This window comes from Salibaculum sp. (assembly GCF_035270045.1).
Taxonomy (GTDB): Bacteria; Pseudomonadota; Alphaproteobacteria; order Rhodobacterales; family Rhodobacteraceae; genus Salibaculum.
In genome coordinates, this window is sequence record NZ_DATFIP010000030.1 from 38,176 (window position 1) to 55,379 (window position 17,204).

A 17,204-nucleotide genomic window follows, 5' to 3' on the forward strand; every position below is an offset into this window, starting at 1 on the left:
GACCCGATCCGGCCTCGTGGGCCGAGCCGGTTTATCTTCAGGTCCCCAAGGATCGACCGGCGCTTGCCACCGTCGCCGCGCCGCGCTACGCGTCGCGCATGCGCATCACCCGCGACATAGATTTCGTCCCGCCCGAGGACAAAGGCGCCTCGGTCGCGATCGGCAATTTCGATGGGGTGCACCTGGGCCACCAGGCCGTTATCGACCTCGCCCGCCACGCGGATGCGCCGCTGGGCGTGCTGACCTTCGAACCGCACCCCCGCGAGGTCCTGCGCCCGGAGATCCCGCCGTTTCGCCTGATGAACGCCGAGACCCGCGCGCACCGGCTGGAAGAGATCGGGGTTGAGCACCTGTACGAGTTGCCCTTCACCGCCGCGATTTCCGAACTCAGCGATCGGGCTTTTGCCGAACACATCCTGCGCGACAGCCTGGGCGTGGCCAATGTGGTCGTCGGGCAGGATTTCTGTTTCGGCAAGGGGCGCACAGGCAATGCCGACAGCCTGCGCCGCTTCGGGTCCGAGATGGGCTTTGGCGTAACCGTCGCGCCGATTCTGCGCACCGCCTCGGGCGCGGCCTCCTCCACAGCGATCCGCGCCGCGCTCAGTGACGGCAAACCCCGTATCGCCGCCGAGATGCTGGGCCACTGGCACCGCATAGACGGCCCGGTGATCCAGGGCGACCAGCGTGGACGCGACCTGGGTTTTCCCACCGCCAACATGTCCATAGACGGGCTGTACCCACCGAAATTCGGCGTCTACGCCGTGCTGGTCAAGGTTCTAGACGGCCCTTACCGTGGGCAGTATCAGGGCGCCGCCTCGATCGGGGTGCGCCCGACCTTCGGGGTCAACGCCGCCAATTGCGAAACCTATCTGTTCGATTTCGCGGGCGACCTTTACGGCGCGCACCTGAGCGTGGCCCTTGTCGAGCACCTGCGCGGCGAAGAATGGTTCGACGATGTCGATGCCCTGATCGCCCAGATGAACGCCGATTGTGCCCGGGCCCGGGGCATTCTTGCCCATGTCTGATCCGATCAAACGCGACGGGCTGCGACCCGAATACTGGGCGCGTGTGCCGATGCGAAAGATGACCGAGGCAGAATGGGAAGCGCTCTGCGATGGCTGCGGCAAGTGCTGCCTGAATAAGCTGGAGGATGCCGACACCGGCGAGGTCGCCCTGACCCGTGTGGCCTGTCGCCTGCTGGACGATGCCACCTGCCGCTGCACCCAGTACGACATTCGCCATCAGTTCGTGCCCGATTGCATCCGCTTGACGCCGGAGACCATCGAACAGCACATGTACTGGCTGCCGCAAACCTGTGCCTACCGGCTGGTTCATGAAGGGCGGGAATTGTTTCACTGGCACCCCCTGATCTCGGGCGACCCCCGGACGGTACATGACGCGGGCGTCTCGGTGCAGGACCTGACGGTCAGCGAATTCGAAACGCCGGACGACGAATGGGAAGACCATATAATCGAGGAGCCACTCTAGATGTTCTTTGCCTCCGACAATGGCGGCCCGGCCCATCCCGCGGTCATCGACGCTCTGGCCCGCGCCAACGAGGGCTATACCAGTGCCTATGGCGCGGAACCGGCCATGGACAGGGTGCGTGACCGCCTGCGCGATGTGTTCGAGGCGCCGGACGCATCGGTTTACCTCGTGGCCACGGGCACGGCGGCCAATGCACTCGCTCTGGCCACCATGTCGAACCCCTGGGACACGGTCTTCTGCACCGCGATGGCCCATATAAACGAGGACGAATGCAACGCGCCGGAGTTCTATTCCGGCGGCGCCAAGCTGACCCTTGTGGGCGACCGGGACGCCAAGATGGACCCGCACGCTCTGCAGGCGGCCATCGCAGCCGAGGAAAGCCGCGGCGTCCACGGCCCCCAGCGCGGGCCGGTCTCCATCACCAACGCCACCGAAAAGGGCACGGTATACACCCCTTCGGAGATTGCCGCGCTGACCGGGATCGCCCGCGATTTCGGGCTGAAGACCCACCTTGACGGCGCGCGCTTTGCCAATGGGCTGGTCGCGCTGGGCTGCACGCCGGCGGAAATGACCTGGAAGGCGGGGATCGACGCGGTCAGCTTCGGCGGCACCAAGAACGGGTTGATCGGGGCCGAGGCGGTAATCCTGTTCGACCCGGAAAAGGCATGGGAATTCGAGTTGCGCCGCAAGCGCGGCGCGCACCTGTTCTCAAAGCACCGCTACCTGTCGGCCCAGATGGAAGCCTACCTCGGCGATGACCTCTGGCTGGAGATGGCGCGCCGCGCCAACGCGACCTGCGCCCGGCTTGCCGACGGCTTGCGGCAGCAAGGCAGCGTAGAATTCCTGCATCAACCGGACGCAAACATCATATTCGCACGTTTTCCGCGCCGCCTGCACAAGCGGCTTCTCGACGCGGGTGCCTACTATTACGTCTGGGACGGGGACCCGCACGAGGGCTCTCCGGAGGACCCCCTGACCGCACGGCTGGTTTGCGACTGGTCCATCGGCCCCGAGGGCGTCGACGCGTTCTTGTCGGTCATGCGGGGCTAGAGCTTGCCCGCCAAGTACAAATCCAGGTCTTCCAACCGGTCCTGGCCCCAGAAAAGCTCATCCCCAACGGCATAGAAGGGCGAGCCGAAAACGCCACGCGCGACAGCCTCTTCGAGGTTGGCCGCATAGGTCTCGGCCCCGCTCAGAAGACCGCTGTCCGCGAGCCCCGGATCGAATCCGTTCTGTTCCAGTGCCGCGCGGATGACGCCATCATCGGCCACGTCCTTTTCCTCGGCCCAGCAGGCCCGAAGAATCGCATGGACCAGTCCGCCCAGATCACCGCCCCCTGCATTTTGCGCGGCGATGATCGCGTAGGAGGACGGCGCCGGGTTGGCCGGGAAATGCGCGGGCTTGAGGGTGATCGGCATCCCCGCTCGCGCCGCCGACCGGCGCATGTCCTGCAAGCGGTACGCCTGTCGGTTCGGGTGACGCTCGGCCGGGGGCGTGCCACCGGTGCGCGCGAACAGTGCCATGATGTCGAGCGGCTTGTAGGTGATCCGGGCGCCGTGACGCCCGGCGATTTCTTCCAGCCGGGTCCCCGCCAGATAGGTGAATGGCGAAATCGTCACGAAGTAGTAGTCAATCTGCAGCATTTGCCCCGCACCCCCTGCCTGCTTTCTTTGCGGCAGGTTAGACCCATGCTAAGCGGTGTCAACGTCACGAATCTGTCACCTCGGGGTCCCGCCACATGCCGAATATCGTCGAGCCCAAGCTCATCTCGGGCAATGCCAACATGCCACTTGCCCAGTCCGTCGCGCGGCGGATGTCCATGCATCGCGGCATCAACGTCGAGCTGGTTGATGCCCGGGTCGAACGGTTCAACGACGGCGAGATTTTCGTCGAGGTCTTCGAAAACGTACGCGGCGAGGACATGTTCGTGATCCAGCCGACATCGAACCCCGCGAATGACAACCTTATGGAACTGCTGATCATGTGCGACGCGCTGCGCCGGTCATCCGCCGCGCGGATCACGGCAGTGATCCCCTATTTCGGCTATGCCCGCCAGGACCGCCGCACCAAGGCGCGCACGCCCATTTCGGCCAAGCTGGTGGCCAACATGCTGGTCAGGGCCGGGGTGGAACGCATCCTGACAATGGACCTGCACGCGGCCCAGATCCAGGGCTTCTTCGATATTCCCGTGGACAACCTCTATGCCAGCCCCATCTTCGCCTTGGATATCCAGCACAATTTCAAGGGTGCCCAGGACGTGATGGTGGTCAGCCCCGACGTGGGCGGCGTGGCCCGTGCGCGCGAGCTGGCCCAGCGTATCAACGCACCGCTTGCCATCGTCGACAAGCGGCGCGAGAAACCCGGCGAGATCGCAGAAATGACTGTGATCGGCGACGTGCGCGGCAAGAAATGCATCATCGTCGACGACATCTGCGATACCGCCGGAACGCTGTGCAAGGCCGCCGAGGTGCTGATCGAACACGGCGCCACCGAGGTTCATTCCTACATCACTCATGGTGTGCTGTCCGGTCCGGCCGTCGAACGGATCACCAATTCGGTCATGAAGTCGCTGGTGATCACCGACAGTATCCAGGCCACCAAGCCTGTGCAGGATTGCCCAAATATCCGCGTCGTGCGTACCGCGCCGATGTTTGCCCAGGCGATCCTCAACATCTGGAACGGCACCAGCGTGTCCTCGCTTTTCGACCACGAGACCCTGACGCCGATCTACGAGGGAATGTATACCAGCCTCTGATCGGGCGACGTCGGCGGCCGCGTCAAGGGTCAGTAGAGATCCCAGTCATCGACATGGCGCAATTCGCCAATGGCGGTCCAGCTGACACGTATCCGCGCGATCTTGGTGTCGCCCCAGGTGGTAAAGGCGATGACAAAGCCCTCTTCGGTCACTTCCTCGGCGCGCAGGTCGACCCGTGCGAAGGCGGTGTTCGATATGTCCCACATTGACGGTGCGAGCTGTACCGCAGGTGGTTTGCGATAGCTTTCCGAGAAGTCGATGCGCGCGCGCATGCGCCGCTCGCCCTCGCCGGTCCACATTTCGCCGTCCGTCTCGAAATCCGAGAACAAGACGAAATCGCCTTGTTCGACGCCGATCAGATGGTTTCGAAACCGTTTCATCCGCTTTTCCCTGGAGGCCGCTCCGGCGGCTCTCTGTCACAGTTCCGGCATCTTCGGCGCACGGCACGCGCCTTGCAACCGGAATGATCGCAGGCTGCCTTGCCTGTCTTGGGTCCCGCGCTCGGCAGCCGTGGCGGTCAGCCTTGGGCGCCAGAAACGACAAGGGCGCCCGAAGGCGCCCCAATCCCGGATCAAACCTGCCCGCTTACAGGTTAGGCTGCCTCGGGGTCAGCCCGATATGGCCGCCGATGGCCACCATGTCGGCAAGCAGCTTGGCCGCATCGTCGACGGGACCGGGTTCGTTCTTGAAGGTCTCCTTGGCTTTGTCATAGGCCTGCTGCGCCTCGTCGACGAGGCGTTCGTAGACCTCTTGGGTCATCTCGCCCCGCGGAAGCGCCTTTTCGGCCAGAACCGTGATCCCTTCGGCATTGATCTCGGCAAAGCCGCCCGAGACCACGTAATCGTCAGAGCCGCCATCATGCGTCACGGTCAGCAGACCAGGGCGCAGTGTTGTGATCGTCGGGGCATGATCGGCCATGGCCGTCATCTCCCCGTCCGCACCGGGGATGCGGATCTCTGTCGCCTCAAGCTGCGCAAGGCGCCGCTCGGGGCTGACGAGATCGAAGTGAAGCGCGTTTGCCATGAGGACTCCTTATGCCGCGTCTGCGGCCATTTTCTCGGCCTTTGCGACCACGTCCTCGATACCGCCGACCATGTAGAAGGCGCCTTCGGGCAGGTGATCGTATTCACCGGCAACCACCGCCTTGAAAGACGCGATGGTATCCTCGATCGACACCTGGATGCCGTCGGACCCGGTAAAGACCTTGGCCACGTCGAAGGGCTGGCTCAGGAAACGCTCGATCTTGCGGGCGCGGGCCACGGTCAGCTTGTCGTCCTCGCTCAGTTCATCCATGCCAAGGATGGCGATGATGTCCTGAAGCGCCTTGTAGCGCTGAAGAATACCCTGCACGTCGCGGGCCACCTCGTAGTGCTCCTGGCCGACGATCTGCGGGTCCATCAGGCGCGAGTTGGAGTCGAGCGGGTCAACGGCCGGATAGATACCCTTTTCCGAGATCGCACGGTTCAGAACCGTCGTCGCGTCCAGGTGGGCGAAGGTCGTGGCCGGGGCCGGGTCGGTCAGGTCGTCCGCAGGCACGTAGACGGCCTGGATCGAGGTGATTGAACCGGACTTCGTCGAGGTGATGCGTTCCTGCATCTGGCCCATGTCGGTGGCCAGTGTCGGCTGGTAGCCCACCGCCGAAGGAATGCGACCCAGCAACGCTGAGACCTCGGAACCGGCCTGCGTGAAGCGGAAGATGTTGTCGACGAAGAACAGAACGTCCGTTCCGGACTGGTCGCGGAACTGCTCGGCCAGGGTCAGGCCGGTCAGGGCGACTCGGGCACGGGCCCCCGGCGGTTCGTTCATCTGGCCATAGACCAGCGCGACCTGGCTTTCGCTCAGATTGTCAGGCTTGATGACGTTGGATTCGATCATCTCGTGGTAAAGGTCATTGCCCTCGCGGGTGCGTTCCCCGACACCGGCGAAGACCGAGTAGCCCGAGTGCACCTTGGCGATGTTGTTGATCAGTTCCATGATCAGAACCGTCTTGCCGACACCGGCGCCGCCGAAGAGACCGATCTTGCCGCCTTTGGAATAGGGCGCCAGAAGGTCGATGACCTTGATGCCGGTCACCAGGATCTCGGACTCGGTGGACTGTTCCTGGAATTCCGGGGCCTTGGCGTGGATCGGGCGCATCTCCTTGGTGTCCACCGGATCGCCCTCGTCCACGGGTTCGCCGATGACATTGAGGATGCGGCCAAGGGTGGCGTCGCCCACCGGCACCGAGATCGGCGCGCCGGTGTCGGTGACTTCCTGCCCGCGGACCAGACCCTCGGTGGCGTCCATGGCGATGGTGCGCACGGTGCTTTCGCCGAGGTGCTGGGCAACCTCGAGAACCAGCTTCTTTCCGTTGTTGTCGGTGGTCAGCGCGTTAAGGATCGCCGGCAGCTCATCGTCGAACTGCACGTCCACGACGGCGCCAATCACTTGGGTGATCTTGCCTTTTGCGTTTGCCATTGTCGTTTCTCCGGTTCTCTTAGAGCGCCTCGGCGCCCGAAATGATTTCAATCAGCTCGTTGGTGATGACGGCCTGGCGCGAACGGTTGTACTCGATCGTCAGCTTGTCGATCATCTCGCCCGCGTTCCGGGTGGCGTTGTCCATCGCGCTCATTCTCGCGCCCTGTTCCGAGGCGCCGTTTTCCAGAAGGGCCGCGAAGATCGCCGTGGCAACGCCACGCGGCAGCAGGTCGGCGAGAATCTCTTCCTCGCCGGGCTCGTAATCATACAGCGTCCCGCCCTCGGCCTCGGTGCCCTCGGGCACCTCGAAGGGGATCACCTGGTGGGCCTTGGGATTCTGGGTAACGACGTTGACGAACTCCGAGTAGAAGATCGTGGCCACGTCGAATTCGCCCGCGTCGAAACGGCCCAAGATGTCCCGGGCGATTTCCCTGGCGTTCTCGTAGGCCACGTGCTTGACCTCGGACAGGTCAACATGACCGATGAAGTGGTCGCCCCAGTCGCGCCGCAGCGCGTCGCGCCCCTTCTTGCCCACTGTCAGGATCTTGACGGTCTTGCCCTGATCGCTCAGCTCCTGGGCACTGGTGCGGGCCAGCTTGGCAATATTGGCGTTGAAGCCCCCGCAGAGGCCACGCTCGGCGGTCAGGACCACCAGCAGCTGGGTCTGGTCGTCGCCGGTGCCGCGCAGCAGCACGGGCGCGCTGTCGCTGTCGCCCACGCTGGCCGCCAGTCCCGCCATCACCGCGTTGAAACGGTCGGCGTAGGGCCGTGCCGCCTCGGCCGCGTCCTGGGCCCGCCGCAGTTTCGCGGCGGCCACCATCTGCATGGCCTTGGTGATCTTGCGGGTCGACTTGACCGACTCGATCCTGTTCTTCAGGTCCTTGAGACTTGGCATAAGCCTTCGTCCTTTCCGGTTCGGTTCAAGTCAGATCAGGCGAAGTCCTTGGCGAACTCGTCAATCGCGGCCTTGAGCTTCTCCTCGGCCTCACCCTTGATCTTGGGATCGTCCTTGGTGATGTAGTCCAGCACGTCCTTGCGCTTGGTGCGCAGGAAATGAAGCATGTCATGCTCGAACCGGCCCACGTCTGACACGGCAAGATCGTCCAGATACCCCTGCGTCCCGGCATAGATGACGCAGACGATTTCGGCATTCGTCAGCGGCGAATACTGCGGCTGCTTCATCAACTCGGTCAGGCGCGCGCCACGGTTCAGAAGCTTCTGCGTGGCGGCATCGAGGTCCGAGCCGAACTGCGCGAAGGCGGCCATCTCGCGGTACTGGGCCAGCTCCAGCTTGACCGGGCCGGCGACCGACTTCATCGCGCCGGTTTGCGCCGATGACCCCACCCGCGACACCGACAGGCCGGTGTTCACGGCCGGACGAATGCCCTGGTAGAACAGCTCGGTCTCCAGGAAAATCTGGCCGTCGGTGATCGAAATCACGTTGGTCGGGATGAAGGCCGACACGTCGCCGCCTTGGGTTTCGATGATCGGCAGCGCTGTCAGCGACCCCGAGCCGTTGTCCTCGTTGAGCTTGGCCGAGCGCTCAAGCAGGCGCGAGTGCAGGTAGAACACGTCGCCCGGATAGGCTTCGCGCCCCGGCGGACGGCGCAGGAGCAGCGACATCTGGCGATAGGCCACGGCCTGCTTGGACAGGTCGTCGTAGACGATCAGCGCGTGGCGGCCGTTGTCGCGGAAATGCTCGGCCATGGCGGTGGCGGCATAGGGGGCCAGGAACTGCATCGGCGCCGGGTCGGAGGCGGTCGCGGCCACGACGATGGAGTATTCGAGAGCGTCGTTCTCTTCGAGTTTCTTGACCAGCTGGGCCACTGTGGACCGTTTCTGGCCGACCGCCACGTAGACGCAATAGAGCTTCTTGCTCTCGTCGTCGCCGGCGGCGTCGTTGTAGGCCTTCTGGTTCAGGATCGTGTCCAGCGCCACGGCGGTCTTGCCGGTCTGGCGGTCGCCGATGATGAGTTCGCGCTGACCGCGGCCGATCGGGATCATCGAGTCCACGGCCTTGAGGCCCGTTGCCATGGGCTCGTGCACCGACTTGCGCGGGATGATGCCGGGGGCCTTGACGTCGGCCTCGCTCCGGGTTGTCGTCTCGATCGGGCCCTTGCCATCCAGCGGATTGCCCAGACCGTCGACAACGCGGCCCAGAAGCGCGTCACCGGTGGGCACGTCCACGATGGCATTGGTCCGCTTGACCGTGTCGCCTTCCTTGATGGCCTGGTCCGACCCGAAGATCACGACGCCGACGTTGTCGCTTTCCAGGTTCAGGGCCATGCCCCGGATGCCACCGGGGAACTCGACCATTTCGCCGGCCTGGATGTTGTCCAGCCCGTAGACGCGGGCGATCCCGTCGCCAACCGACAGCACGCGGCCAACCTCGGCCACCTCGGCCTCCTGGCCGAAATTCTTGATCTGGTCCTTGAGGATCGCAGAAATCTCTGCAGCTTGGATCGCCATTACCGGGCCTCTTTCATGGTGTTCTGGAGTGCGGAGAGCTTGGCCTTGATCGAGGTATCGATCATCTTCGAGCCCACCTTGACAACAAGACCGCCGATGAGGCTTTCATCGACGGTCGCATTAATCCGGACGTCCGCGCCGACACGCTCTTTCAGCGTCTTGGCTAGCGCGTCGGACTGTTTCTGGGTCAGCGCCTTGGCCGTGACCACCTCGGCGGTCACCTCGCCCTTTTCCTCGGCCAGCATGGCACGCAGGGCCGCCAGCATCTGCGGGACGACGAAAAGACGACGCTTGCCGGCCATCAGGGCGAGCGTGTTGGTCATCGTGTCGGACAGGGACATCTTTTTGGCGACGGCCGAGATCGCCTTGCCCTGATCGGCACGCGAATGGATCGGGGACGCGAGCAAAGCGCGCAGATCGGCACTGTCTTTCAGTGCTGCCGAGAGGGCATCAATGTCGGTTTCGAGGGCCTTGAGGCCGCCGGCCCCACCCTCCTTGCTGAGGTCGAAGACGGCTGTGGCATAGCGCTCGGCGATGCCGGTCGAGATCGAAGCTGGTTCGGACACGTCCACCCTTCCGATTTCAAGGCCCGCACGGACCACCCGTCATGTTGTCGGGGGTGTGAAGGCAGCGAGACTTACCCGAGCGGAATGCAGCGGGCGCGAGATCAGGCCGGGATGTAGCAGAGGGCTTTTGGTGGGGCAACCTTCTTGCGCGGCTTTTCGCGCTGGGCTTCGGCGCCTTTTTCAAGGGCGTCGCACCGGGGTGCGACGCTTTGCGCCATATCCTGCACCGAGGTCCGGTCGCCAGCCGCACACAATGGCATACTGCCGCATACACCCCGCGGCACCGCCAGCACCTCGGGATCCGGCCGGCATCCATCCCGCAGCCACCGCCCGGACGCACCGGCCGGCTGCGGACGGCCCTCCAGCACGCGCAACGGCCGCCGCACCCGTTCGGCCAGCCCCGGGCTCGAGGGTGCGATGACCTGCTTGCTGGCCTCGACCATCAGCACGCCGCCCGCGGCAAAGACCGGCAGATGGCGGCCGACTGTTTCCAGCACCCGGCCGAACCTGCGCCAGGTGCGACGGCGCGACGGCGGCTGGTAGAGCGTCGAGAGCGCCCGTTCAGGCACGAAGCCCGCGCCGCGGAGCTGCGCCTCGAGCTGGGAAAGGGAATAGGGGCGCCCATAGCCGAAGGGCGTGCGATCCGACCGCGACCATAGCCCGCCGCGATTTGGCACGATGAAGACCACCCGCCCACCGGGACCAAGCACGCGGTAGCACTCGGCCAGTACCGCGGCTGGCCGGTCCGAGGTCTCCAGCCCGTGCAACAGCACCAGCTTGTCGACGCTGCCCGTGGCCAGCGGCCAGAGGTGCTCCTCGCACAGGACGCTGATATTGGGCTGGCCCGCCGGCCAGGACATCACGCCCTGGGGGCCGGGCATCAGTCCGATGACTCGCCGCGCCTCGCCCAGGAAGGGCCGCAGAAGGGGCACCGCGAAGCCAAAACCGGCCACGTTCTGGCCCTTGGCCTCGGGCCAGAGACGTTGCAGTTCACCCCGGATCACGCTCTGTGCCGCGCGGCCCAGGGTGCTGCGATAGTAGAAGTCCCGGATGTCGTGCACGTCCAGATGCATTGCAGCACTCGCCCGCCTCGGTCACACTCGTACCGAGTTTATCAAGGAGAGGAGAAAACGCCATGCCCCTGGAGCTCGTGACCGTCCCTTGCCGGCAGGACAACTACGCCTTCCTCCTGCATGACCCCCAGGACGGCCGGACGCTTCTCGTGGACGCGCCGGAGACGGCGCCGATACGCACCGCGCTGGAAGCCCGCGGCTGGCGGCTGACCGACCTTCTGATAACCCACCACCACGGCGACCACGTCGAGGGGGTCGCCGACCTGCGCGCCGGGGCCCGGGTGATCGGGGCCGCCGCCGATGCACACCGCCTGCCCCCGATGGACCTGGAGGTCGCCGAGGGCGATACCTTCACCACTTGCGGGGCCGAGGCGCGTGTGCTCGACGTCTCGGGACACACCCAAGGGCATATCGCGGCATACGTGCCCGCCGCAGCGGCGGTCTTCACCGCTGACAGCCTGATGGCGCTGGGCTGCGGTCGCCTGTTCGAGGGCACCGCCGCGCAGATGTGGCAAAGCCTTCTGAAATTGCGCGCGCTGCCCGACGAAACGCGGGTCTGCTCGGGTCATGAGTATACCGAGACGAACTACCGCTTCGCGCTGACCGTAGATCCGGACAACCCAGACCTGCTGGCGCGAGGCGAGGCCATCGCCGCCGCGCGGGCCGAGGGACGCCCCACCGTGCCCTCGACCCTGGCCGAGGAAAAGGCGACCAATCCCTTCCTGCGCGCCGACCAGCCCGACCTGAAAGCGGCGCTCGGGATGCCCGAGGCCAGCGCGGTTGACGTCTTTACCGAGGTCCGCGCCCGCCGCGACCGGTTCCAGTAAAGGGGGCCTGCGTCATGTCCGCCCGGGTCCGGGGCATTGATAAAGGGCCGAATCTGAAGGCATCGCGGCACATTGCGGATAAAGTGAATGGCTCGGGGGCAGATTTTGCTTGAAACCTGCGCCATGGAACCAAAACTTAAAGGTATGAGGCCACGGTCGTATACGGGGCCATCCCCCGACGACCCCCGACAGAGGAGCACGCAACGTGCCATCTTTTTCAACGACACTTGAGCAGTCCATCCACGGAGCGCTGGCGCTGGCCAATGCGCGGCGCCACGAACTGGCCACGCTGGAGCACCTTCTGCTGGCCCTGATCGACGAGCCGGACGCCGCGCGGGTGATGAAAGCCTGTTCGGTCGACCTCGACGCGTTGCGCAAGACGCTGGAGGAGTTCATCGAGGACGACCTTTCCACTCTCGTGACCGAGGTCGAGGGGTCCGAAGCGGTGCCGACGGCGGCCTTCCAGCGCGTCATCCAGCGCGCCGCGATCCATGTCCAGTCCTCGGGCCGGACCGAGGTTACGGGTGCCAACGTCCTGGTCGCGATCTTCGCCGAACGCGAATCGAACGCTGCCTATTTCCTGCAGGATCAGGACATGACCCGCTACGACGCGGTCAACTTCATCGCCCATGGCGTGGCCAAGGACCCCGCCTACGGCGAAAGCCGCCCGGTCACGGGCGCCGAACAGGTCGACGAGGACAGCACCCGCGCCGCACCCGAGGACAGCAAGGACGAATCCGCGCTGGCCAAGTACTGTGTGGACCTCAACGCGAAGTCCCATGCGGGCGAGGTGGACCCGCTGATCGGTCGCGGCCACGAGGTGGAGCGCTGTGTGCAGGTTCTGTGCCGGCGCCGCAAGAACAACCCGTTGCTGGTGGGCGACCCCGGGGTCGGCAAGACGGCCATTGCCGAGGGCCTGGCGCGCAAGATCGTTAATAACGAGGTGCCCGAAGTGCTTCGAGGTGCGACGATCTTCTCGCTCGACATGGGCGCTCTGCTGGCCGGCACCCGGTACCGCGGCGATTTCGAGGAACGCCTCAAGGCCGTGGTTCAGGAACTGGAAGACCATCCCGACGCGGTGCTCTTTATCGACGAGATCCACACCGTGATCGGTGCCGGCGCGACCTCGGGTGGTGCGATGGATGCCTCGAACCTGCTCAAGCCGGCCCTGCAGGGCGGCAAGCTGCGCTGCATGGGCTCGACCACCTACAAGGAGTTCCGCCAGCACTTCGAGAAGGACCGCGCCCTGTCGCGCCGGTTCCAGAAGATCGACGTGACAGAACCCACGGTCGAGGACGCGATCAAGATCCTGCAGGGCCTCAAGCCCTATTTCGAGAATCACCACGCGATCCGCTATACTCATGACGCCATCAAGACCGCGGTGGAACTTTCCGCGCGCTACATCAACGACCGCAAACTGCCCGACAAGGCCATCGACGTGATCGACGAGGCCGGGGCCGCGCAACACCTCGTGGCCGAAAGCAAGCGGCGCAAGACCATCGGCCCGAAAGAGATCGAGGCGGTGGTCGCCAAGATCGCCCGTATCCCGCCCAAGAACGTCTCCAAAACCGATGCCGAAGTGCTTCGGGATCTCGAGGGGTCGCTCAAGCGCGTGGTCTTCGGCCAGGACAAGGCGATCGAGGCGCTGTCCAGCGCGATCAAGCTGGCCCGCGCGGGTCTGCGCGAACCGGAGAAGCCCATCGGCAACTACCTCTTCGCGGGTCCTACCGGCGTCGGCAAGACCGAGGTCGCCAAGCAGCTGGCCGATACCCTGGGCGTCGAGATGCTGCGCTTCGACATGTCGGAATACATGGAAAAGCACGCCATCAGCCGCCTGATCGGCGCGCCCCCGGGCTATGTCGGGTTCGACCAGGGCGGGCTGCTGACGGATGGCGTCGACCAGAGCCCGCATTGCGTGCTGCTGCTCGACGAGATCGAAAAGGCACACCCGGATGTCTACAACATCCTGTTGCAGGTGATGGACCACGGCCAGCTCACCGACCATAACGGGCGCACCACGGACTTCCGCAACGTGATCCTGATCATGACATCGAACGCAGGCGCTGCCGAACAGGCACAGGAAGCCGTCGGCTTTGGCCGAGACCGTCGCGAGGGCGAGGACACCGCCGCGATCGAGCGGACTTTCACGCCGGAATTCCGCAACCGGCTCGACTCCGTCATTTCCTTCGGCGCCCTGCCCAAGGATGTGATCCTTCAGGTGGTCGAGAAGTTCGTGCTTCAACTCGAGGCGCAGCTCATGGACCGCAACGTTTCCATCGACCTGACGCCCGAGGCCGCGGAGTGGCTGGCCGAAAAGGGCTACGACGACAAGATGGGCGCGCGTCCGCTGGGCCGAGTCATCCAAGAGCACATCAAGAAGCCCCTGGCCGAGGAGTTGCTCTTCGGCAAGCTGTCCAAGGGCGGACTGGTGAAGGTCGGCGTCAAGGACGGTGCACTGGACCTGAGCTTCGAGCCGCCGCAGAACCCGCGTCTGGGCGGCGACAAGCCGCGGCTGTTGACCGCGGAGTGACCGCCGCGAAGACCGGGGTTTGACCTGATGACCAAGTCAAGCGCCCCCGCCCTCGGCGGGGGCGTTCCTGTTTGTCCTGTCGACAAGGTGGGCGACGCGGACAGTCCATGGCCCGGGCCGGACCAGACCCGAAAGCACCCGCACCCATCGACAAGACCGCTGCAAGGGCGGCAACTGGCCCCTCCAAAGGCCTCAGGGCCGCAGCAAAGGCGCCGGGCCCATCGTCAGCGGGCCCAGCCGCGCCTGCCCCTCTTCCATGACCAGCGTGAGCGTCAGCGTCTCGGCGATCTGCGGGGTCTCGTCCAGCGCCGCGCCCATGGAGGCCAGCGTGCCATCGAACCCCTCCTCCAAAAGGCCGACCCGGGTGGCCATCTCCAGCGCCTGGCGCCAGCCCGTGACCGAGAGCGTCAGGCTGCCGGTGGCGCGGCCCAGGGCATCCGCCGTCACCTCGCCGATGACCGAAAGCGCCACGTCACCCCACTGCGCGCCGAATTCCCGCACCGACAGCGCCTCGACCGCCACCGGGGTCTCCCCCCCCGCGAAGCGGTCCAGCGGCTGGTCGAACCTGGCCGTGGCGTCCATGCGCAGTTGCCGGATCAGTGGCGGCAGTGCGCCGTCGGGGTCGAGCATCTCGCGCCAGCCCGCAGGCAGCACGACGCTCTGCGCCTCCAGGAAAACGTCGTATCCGTTGGCGACCTCGGGCGCCGAACGCATCGCCGCCAGAAGACGCGCCATGGCCAGTTCGGACCCGTCGGCAAGCCCCTGCAGCCGCGGCGCGTCGACCTCGAGCGTGGCACGATGAAAGGACAGCGCCGCGTTGGTACGCACACGGGCGCTCGCGCGCATACGCGCCGTGCTCAACGCCATTTCGTGCCCGTCCACCACCAGCGTCTGGGTCTCGGGCCAGACCGCGATAACCTCGTTTGGCCTGTAGGACAGCGCGAAGACCTGGAACCAGGGCGCCTGCCACGCCAACCCGGTGGCCGGGTCCTCGATCCGGAGATCATCGAACGTGGTATCGAAGCGCGAGGGAAACCCGGCCGTCGCCCAGCCCGAATGGCTGATCTCGACCCGTCCCGTTGCCTCGGCCTCGGCCAGGGCCTCGGTGATCGCATCCTCCACCGCGCCACGGGTATAGAACCAATAGCCCCCGTAGAGCGCCGCCAGACCCGCCACGATGATCGTCAGCCAGCGCATTGCTTGCCCTTTCGCCTGTCTTCGGCTTGGTGTTTACAGGGACCGCGCAACAAGAACCAGAGACCAGATCATGTGGGTGTTCGGATATGGATCGCTGCTGTGGAACCCCGGGTTCGAGCCCGTGGACCAGGTCACTGCCGTGCTGGCGGATTACCACCGCAGTTTCTGCATGCTCTCGATCCATCACCGCGGCACCCAGGAAACGCCCGGCCTCGTTCTGGCATTGGACCACGCCCCGGGGGCGCAGTGCACTGGCGTCGCCCTGAAGGCGGCCCCGCACGAGGCCGAGACGGTCCTTGCCTACCTGCGTGAACGGGAACTGGTCTCGGCCGCCTATATCGAACGGCACGTGCCACTGCGCCTGGCCGACGGCCGCGCGGTCGAGGCGCTGGCCTATGTCATCGACCCGCACCACCGGCAATACGTTGACTTCCCGCTGGAAACCCAGGCGCAGATGATCGCACGCGCCACCGGCGGGCGCGGGCCGAACCGGGATTATCTGCTCAACACCCATGCCCATCTGCACCAGATGGGAATCCGCGATCCGGACATGGATTGGCTGGCCAAACGCGTGCCCCGGATCGCCGGATAACCCCTTTTTCATTTGGGTTTTCGCCGGTGACACCCTATGGTCCCGCGAAAGAACAACACCGGTGCTATTCATGGCGACACGGGACCCAGAGGCCGAGCCACATTTCTCTCAACCCGTGCGGCAGATCATCTCGATGCTGATCGTGCTCGGACTGGTCTCCGCAGGGGCCGTCTTTGCCTATCCGCGGGTCTCGGGCGTGTTCCTGGCCAATCCCTACCTGAACGGTTTCATCGCGCTGGTCTTCGTGATCGGTGTGCTGTCCTGTTTCGGGCAGGTCTACCAGTTGATCGGCTCGGTCCGCTGGATCGAGGGGTTCGCCCTGTCCCGCCCGGGGCACGAGGTGATCCGCGCGCCACAGTTGCTGGCGCCGCTGGCAACCCTGCTGCGCTCGCGCGGGGCACGGATGCAGCTGTCGTCGTCATCGTCGCGCTCGATCCTGGAATCCGTGGCCCAGCGGATCGACGAGGATCGCGAGATCACGCGGTACATCGTGAATACGCTGATCTTCCTCGGCCTTCTGGGTACCTTCTACGGGCTGGCCACCACGGTGCCCGGGCTTGTCGAGACGATCCGATCCCTCAACCCCGAAGAAGGCGAGAGCGGCGTCGACATCTTCACCCGCCTGCAACGAGGTCTCGAAGCCCAGCTTGGCGGCATGGGCGTCGCCTTTGCCTCGTCGCTGCTGGGGCTGGCCGGATCGCTGGTGGTGGGCCTGCTGGAGTTGTTCGCGGGCCACGGGCAGAACCGCTTCTACCGCGAACTGGAAGAATGGCTTTCGTCGATCACCCGGGTCGGCATGGCCGATGACGACGGCAGCGAGACCAGCGCGCTGGCGAGCATCGTCGATCAGATGTCCGACCAGATGGAAACACTCCAGCGGATGCTGATCCAGACCGACGACGGGCGCGCCCGGGTGGACGATCGCCTGCAGGTGCTGACCGGAACGGTCGAACGGCTGGCCCATCGGCTGGAACAGGACGACACCGCAAGCCAGCTTGCCCGCATCGCCGAAAGCCAGGAGGCCATGGTCCAGGCCATGAAGGAGAGCGGCATGGAAGGGATCGACGCCGAAAGCCGGATGCGCCTGCGGTCGATCGACGTCGGGCTGATGCGCATCCTCGAAGAAATGTCGGCCGGCCGGCAGGAAGTCGTGCAGGACCTTCGCACCGAGGTCGCCGCCCTGTCGCGCAGCCTGCGCCAGGGCCAGAAGCGCGCCGCGCGGCAGAACCAGACCGACGGGGGGTCGTAAC

16 protein-coding genes and 1 pseudogene are annotated in these 17,204 nt (G+C 65.2%); 8 read left to right on the forward strand and 9 right to left on the reverse strand.

From position 1 onward, the window contains the following. Nucleotides 1–98: 98 nt before the first annotated feature. The 3 genes from VJ897_RS04675 to VJ897_RS04685 are packed head-to-tail and all read left to right on the forward strand — an operon-like array spanning nt 99 to nt 2,538. On the forward strand, nt 99–1,025 hold the full coding sequence (locus VJ897_RS04675) for a bifunctional riboflavin kinase/FAD synthetase (protein ID WP_324053711.1): 927 nt from the start codon (nt 99–101) through the stop codon (nt 1,023–1,025). Continuing rightward, complete coding sequence (locus VJ897_RS04680; protein WP_324053713.1) at nt 1,018–1,488, forward strand: YcgN family cysteine cluster protein; 471 nt, start codon at nt 1,018–1,020, stop codon at nt 1,486–1,488. The genes VJ897_RS04675 and VJ897_RS04680 overlap by 8 nt, the downstream gene beginning before the upstream one ends. Continuing rightward, nucleotides 1,489–2,538: a threonine aldolase family protein gene (locus VJ897_RS04685; RefSeq protein WP_324053715.1), complete on the forward strand. Its 1,050-nt coding sequence runs from the start codon at nt 1,489–1,491 to the stop codon at nt 2,536–2,538. Here the strand turns inward: VJ897_RS04685 and VJ897_RS04690 are convergent. Next, a complete protein-coding gene (locus VJ897_RS04690; protein ID WP_324053718.1) occupies nt 2,535–3,131 on the reverse strand; it encodes a 2-hydroxychromene-2-carboxylate isomerase in 597 nt (198 codons plus the stop codon). The two genes, VJ897_RS04685 and VJ897_RS04690, sit on opposite strands and share 4 nt — an antisense overlap. A gap of 95 nt (nt 3,132–3,226) precedes the next feature. Here VJ897_RS04690 and VJ897_RS04695 point away from each other — a divergent pair, with 95 nt between their 5' ends. Continuing rightward, nucleotides 3,227–4,243, forward strand: a complete 1,017-nt coding sequence (locus VJ897_RS04695) for a ribose-phosphate pyrophosphokinase (RefSeq protein ID WP_324053720.1) — start codon at nt 3,227–3,229, stop codon at nt 4,241–4,243. A gap of 29 nt (nt 4,244–4,272) precedes the next feature. Here the strand turns inward: VJ897_RS04695 and VJ897_RS04700 are convergent, their stop codons facing one another. The 7 genes and pseudogenes from VJ897_RS04700 to VJ897_RS04730 form a co-directional block, all read right to left on the reverse strand. Next, on the reverse strand, nt 4,273–4,623 hold the full coding sequence (locus VJ897_RS04700; protein ID WP_324053722.1) for an H-type lectin domain-containing protein: 351 nt from the start codon (nt 4,621–4,623) through the stop codon (nt 4,273–4,275). Between the two features lie 205 nt (nt 4,624–4,828). Then, on the reverse strand, nt 4,829–5,266 hold the full coding sequence (locus VJ897_RS04705; RefSeq protein WP_324053723.1) for a F0F1 ATP synthase subunit epsilon: 438 nt from the start codon (nt 5,264–5,266) through the stop codon (nt 4,829–4,831). A 9-nt stretch (nt 5,267–5,275) separates the two neighbouring features. Then, the gene (atpD, locus tag VJ897_RS04710) at nt 5,276–6,700 is read right to left on the reverse strand and encodes a F0F1 ATP synthase subunit beta (RefSeq protein ID WP_324053724.1); all 1,425 of its coding nucleotides are present in this window, start codon (nt 6,698–6,700) and stop codon (nt 5,276–5,278) included. A gap of 19 nt (nt 6,701–6,719) precedes the next feature. Beyond that, complete coding sequence (locus VJ897_RS04715; RefSeq protein WP_324053726.1) at nt 6,720–7,595, reverse strand: F0F1 ATP synthase subunit gamma; 876 nt, start codon at nt 7,593–7,595, stop codon at nt 6,720–6,722. 35 nt (nt 7,596–7,630) lie between these two features. Next, entirely contained in the window at nt 7,631–9,169 is a 1,539-nt protein-coding gene (gene atpA / locus VJ897_RS04720; RefSeq protein WP_324053728.1) for a F0F1 ATP synthase subunit alpha, read from the reverse strand. Continuing rightward, nucleotides 9,169–9,741, reverse strand: a complete 573-nt coding sequence (locus VJ897_RS04725; protein ID WP_324053730.1) for a F0F1 ATP synthase subunit delta — start codon at nt 9,739–9,741, stop codon at nt 9,169–9,171. Before VJ897_RS04725 ends, atpA begins: the two co-directional genes overlap by 1 nt. Nucleotides 9,742–10,061: 320 nt before the next feature. Then, nucleotides 10,062–10,808, reverse strand: a pseudogene (locus VJ897_RS04730) (methyltransferase domain-containing protein); the annotation flags it as partial. 62 nt (nt 10,809–10,870) lie between these two features. Between VJ897_RS04730 and gloB the strand changes: the two are divergent. Continuing rightward, a complete protein-coding gene (gene gloB / locus VJ897_RS04735) occupies nt 10,871–11,635 on the forward strand; it encodes a hydroxyacylglutathione hydrolase (RefSeq protein ID WP_324053732.1) in 765 nt (254 codons plus the stop codon). Between the two features lie 205 nt (nt 11,636–11,840). Next, nucleotides 11,841–14,165 carry an ATP-dependent Clp protease ATP-binding subunit ClpA gene (gene clpA / locus VJ897_RS04740; RefSeq protein WP_324053733.1) on the forward strand — a complete coding sequence of 775 codons (2,325 nt, stop codon included), beginning with the start codon at nt 11,841–11,843 and terminating at the stop codon, nt 14,163–14,165. A 192-nt stretch (nt 14,166–14,357) separates the two neighbouring features. Here clpA and VJ897_RS04745 read toward each other — a convergent pair whose 3' ends face one another. Next, on the reverse strand, nt 14,358–15,362 hold the full coding sequence (locus VJ897_RS04745; protein WP_324053735.1) for a DUF2125 domain-containing protein: 1,005 nt from the start codon (nt 15,360–15,362) through the stop codon (nt 14,358–14,360). 70 nt (nt 15,363–15,432) lie between these two features. Here VJ897_RS04745 and VJ897_RS04750 point away from each other — a divergent pair, with 70 nt between their 5' ends. Together VJ897_RS04750 and VJ897_RS04755 are read left to right on the forward strand one after the other, a co-directional pair. Then, nucleotides 15,433–15,954: a gamma-glutamylcyclotransferase gene (locus VJ897_RS04750; protein WP_324053737.1), complete on the forward strand. Its 522-nt coding sequence runs from the start codon at nt 15,433–15,435 to the stop codon at nt 15,952–15,954. A 70-nt stretch (nt 15,955–16,024) separates the two neighbouring features. Beyond that, nucleotides 16,025–17,203: a biopolymer transporter ExbB gene (locus VJ897_RS04755; protein WP_324053739.1), complete on the forward strand. Its 1,179-nt coding sequence runs from the start codon at nt 16,025–16,027 to the stop codon at nt 17,201–17,203. The last annotated feature ends 1 nt before the right edge of the window (nt 17,204 follow it).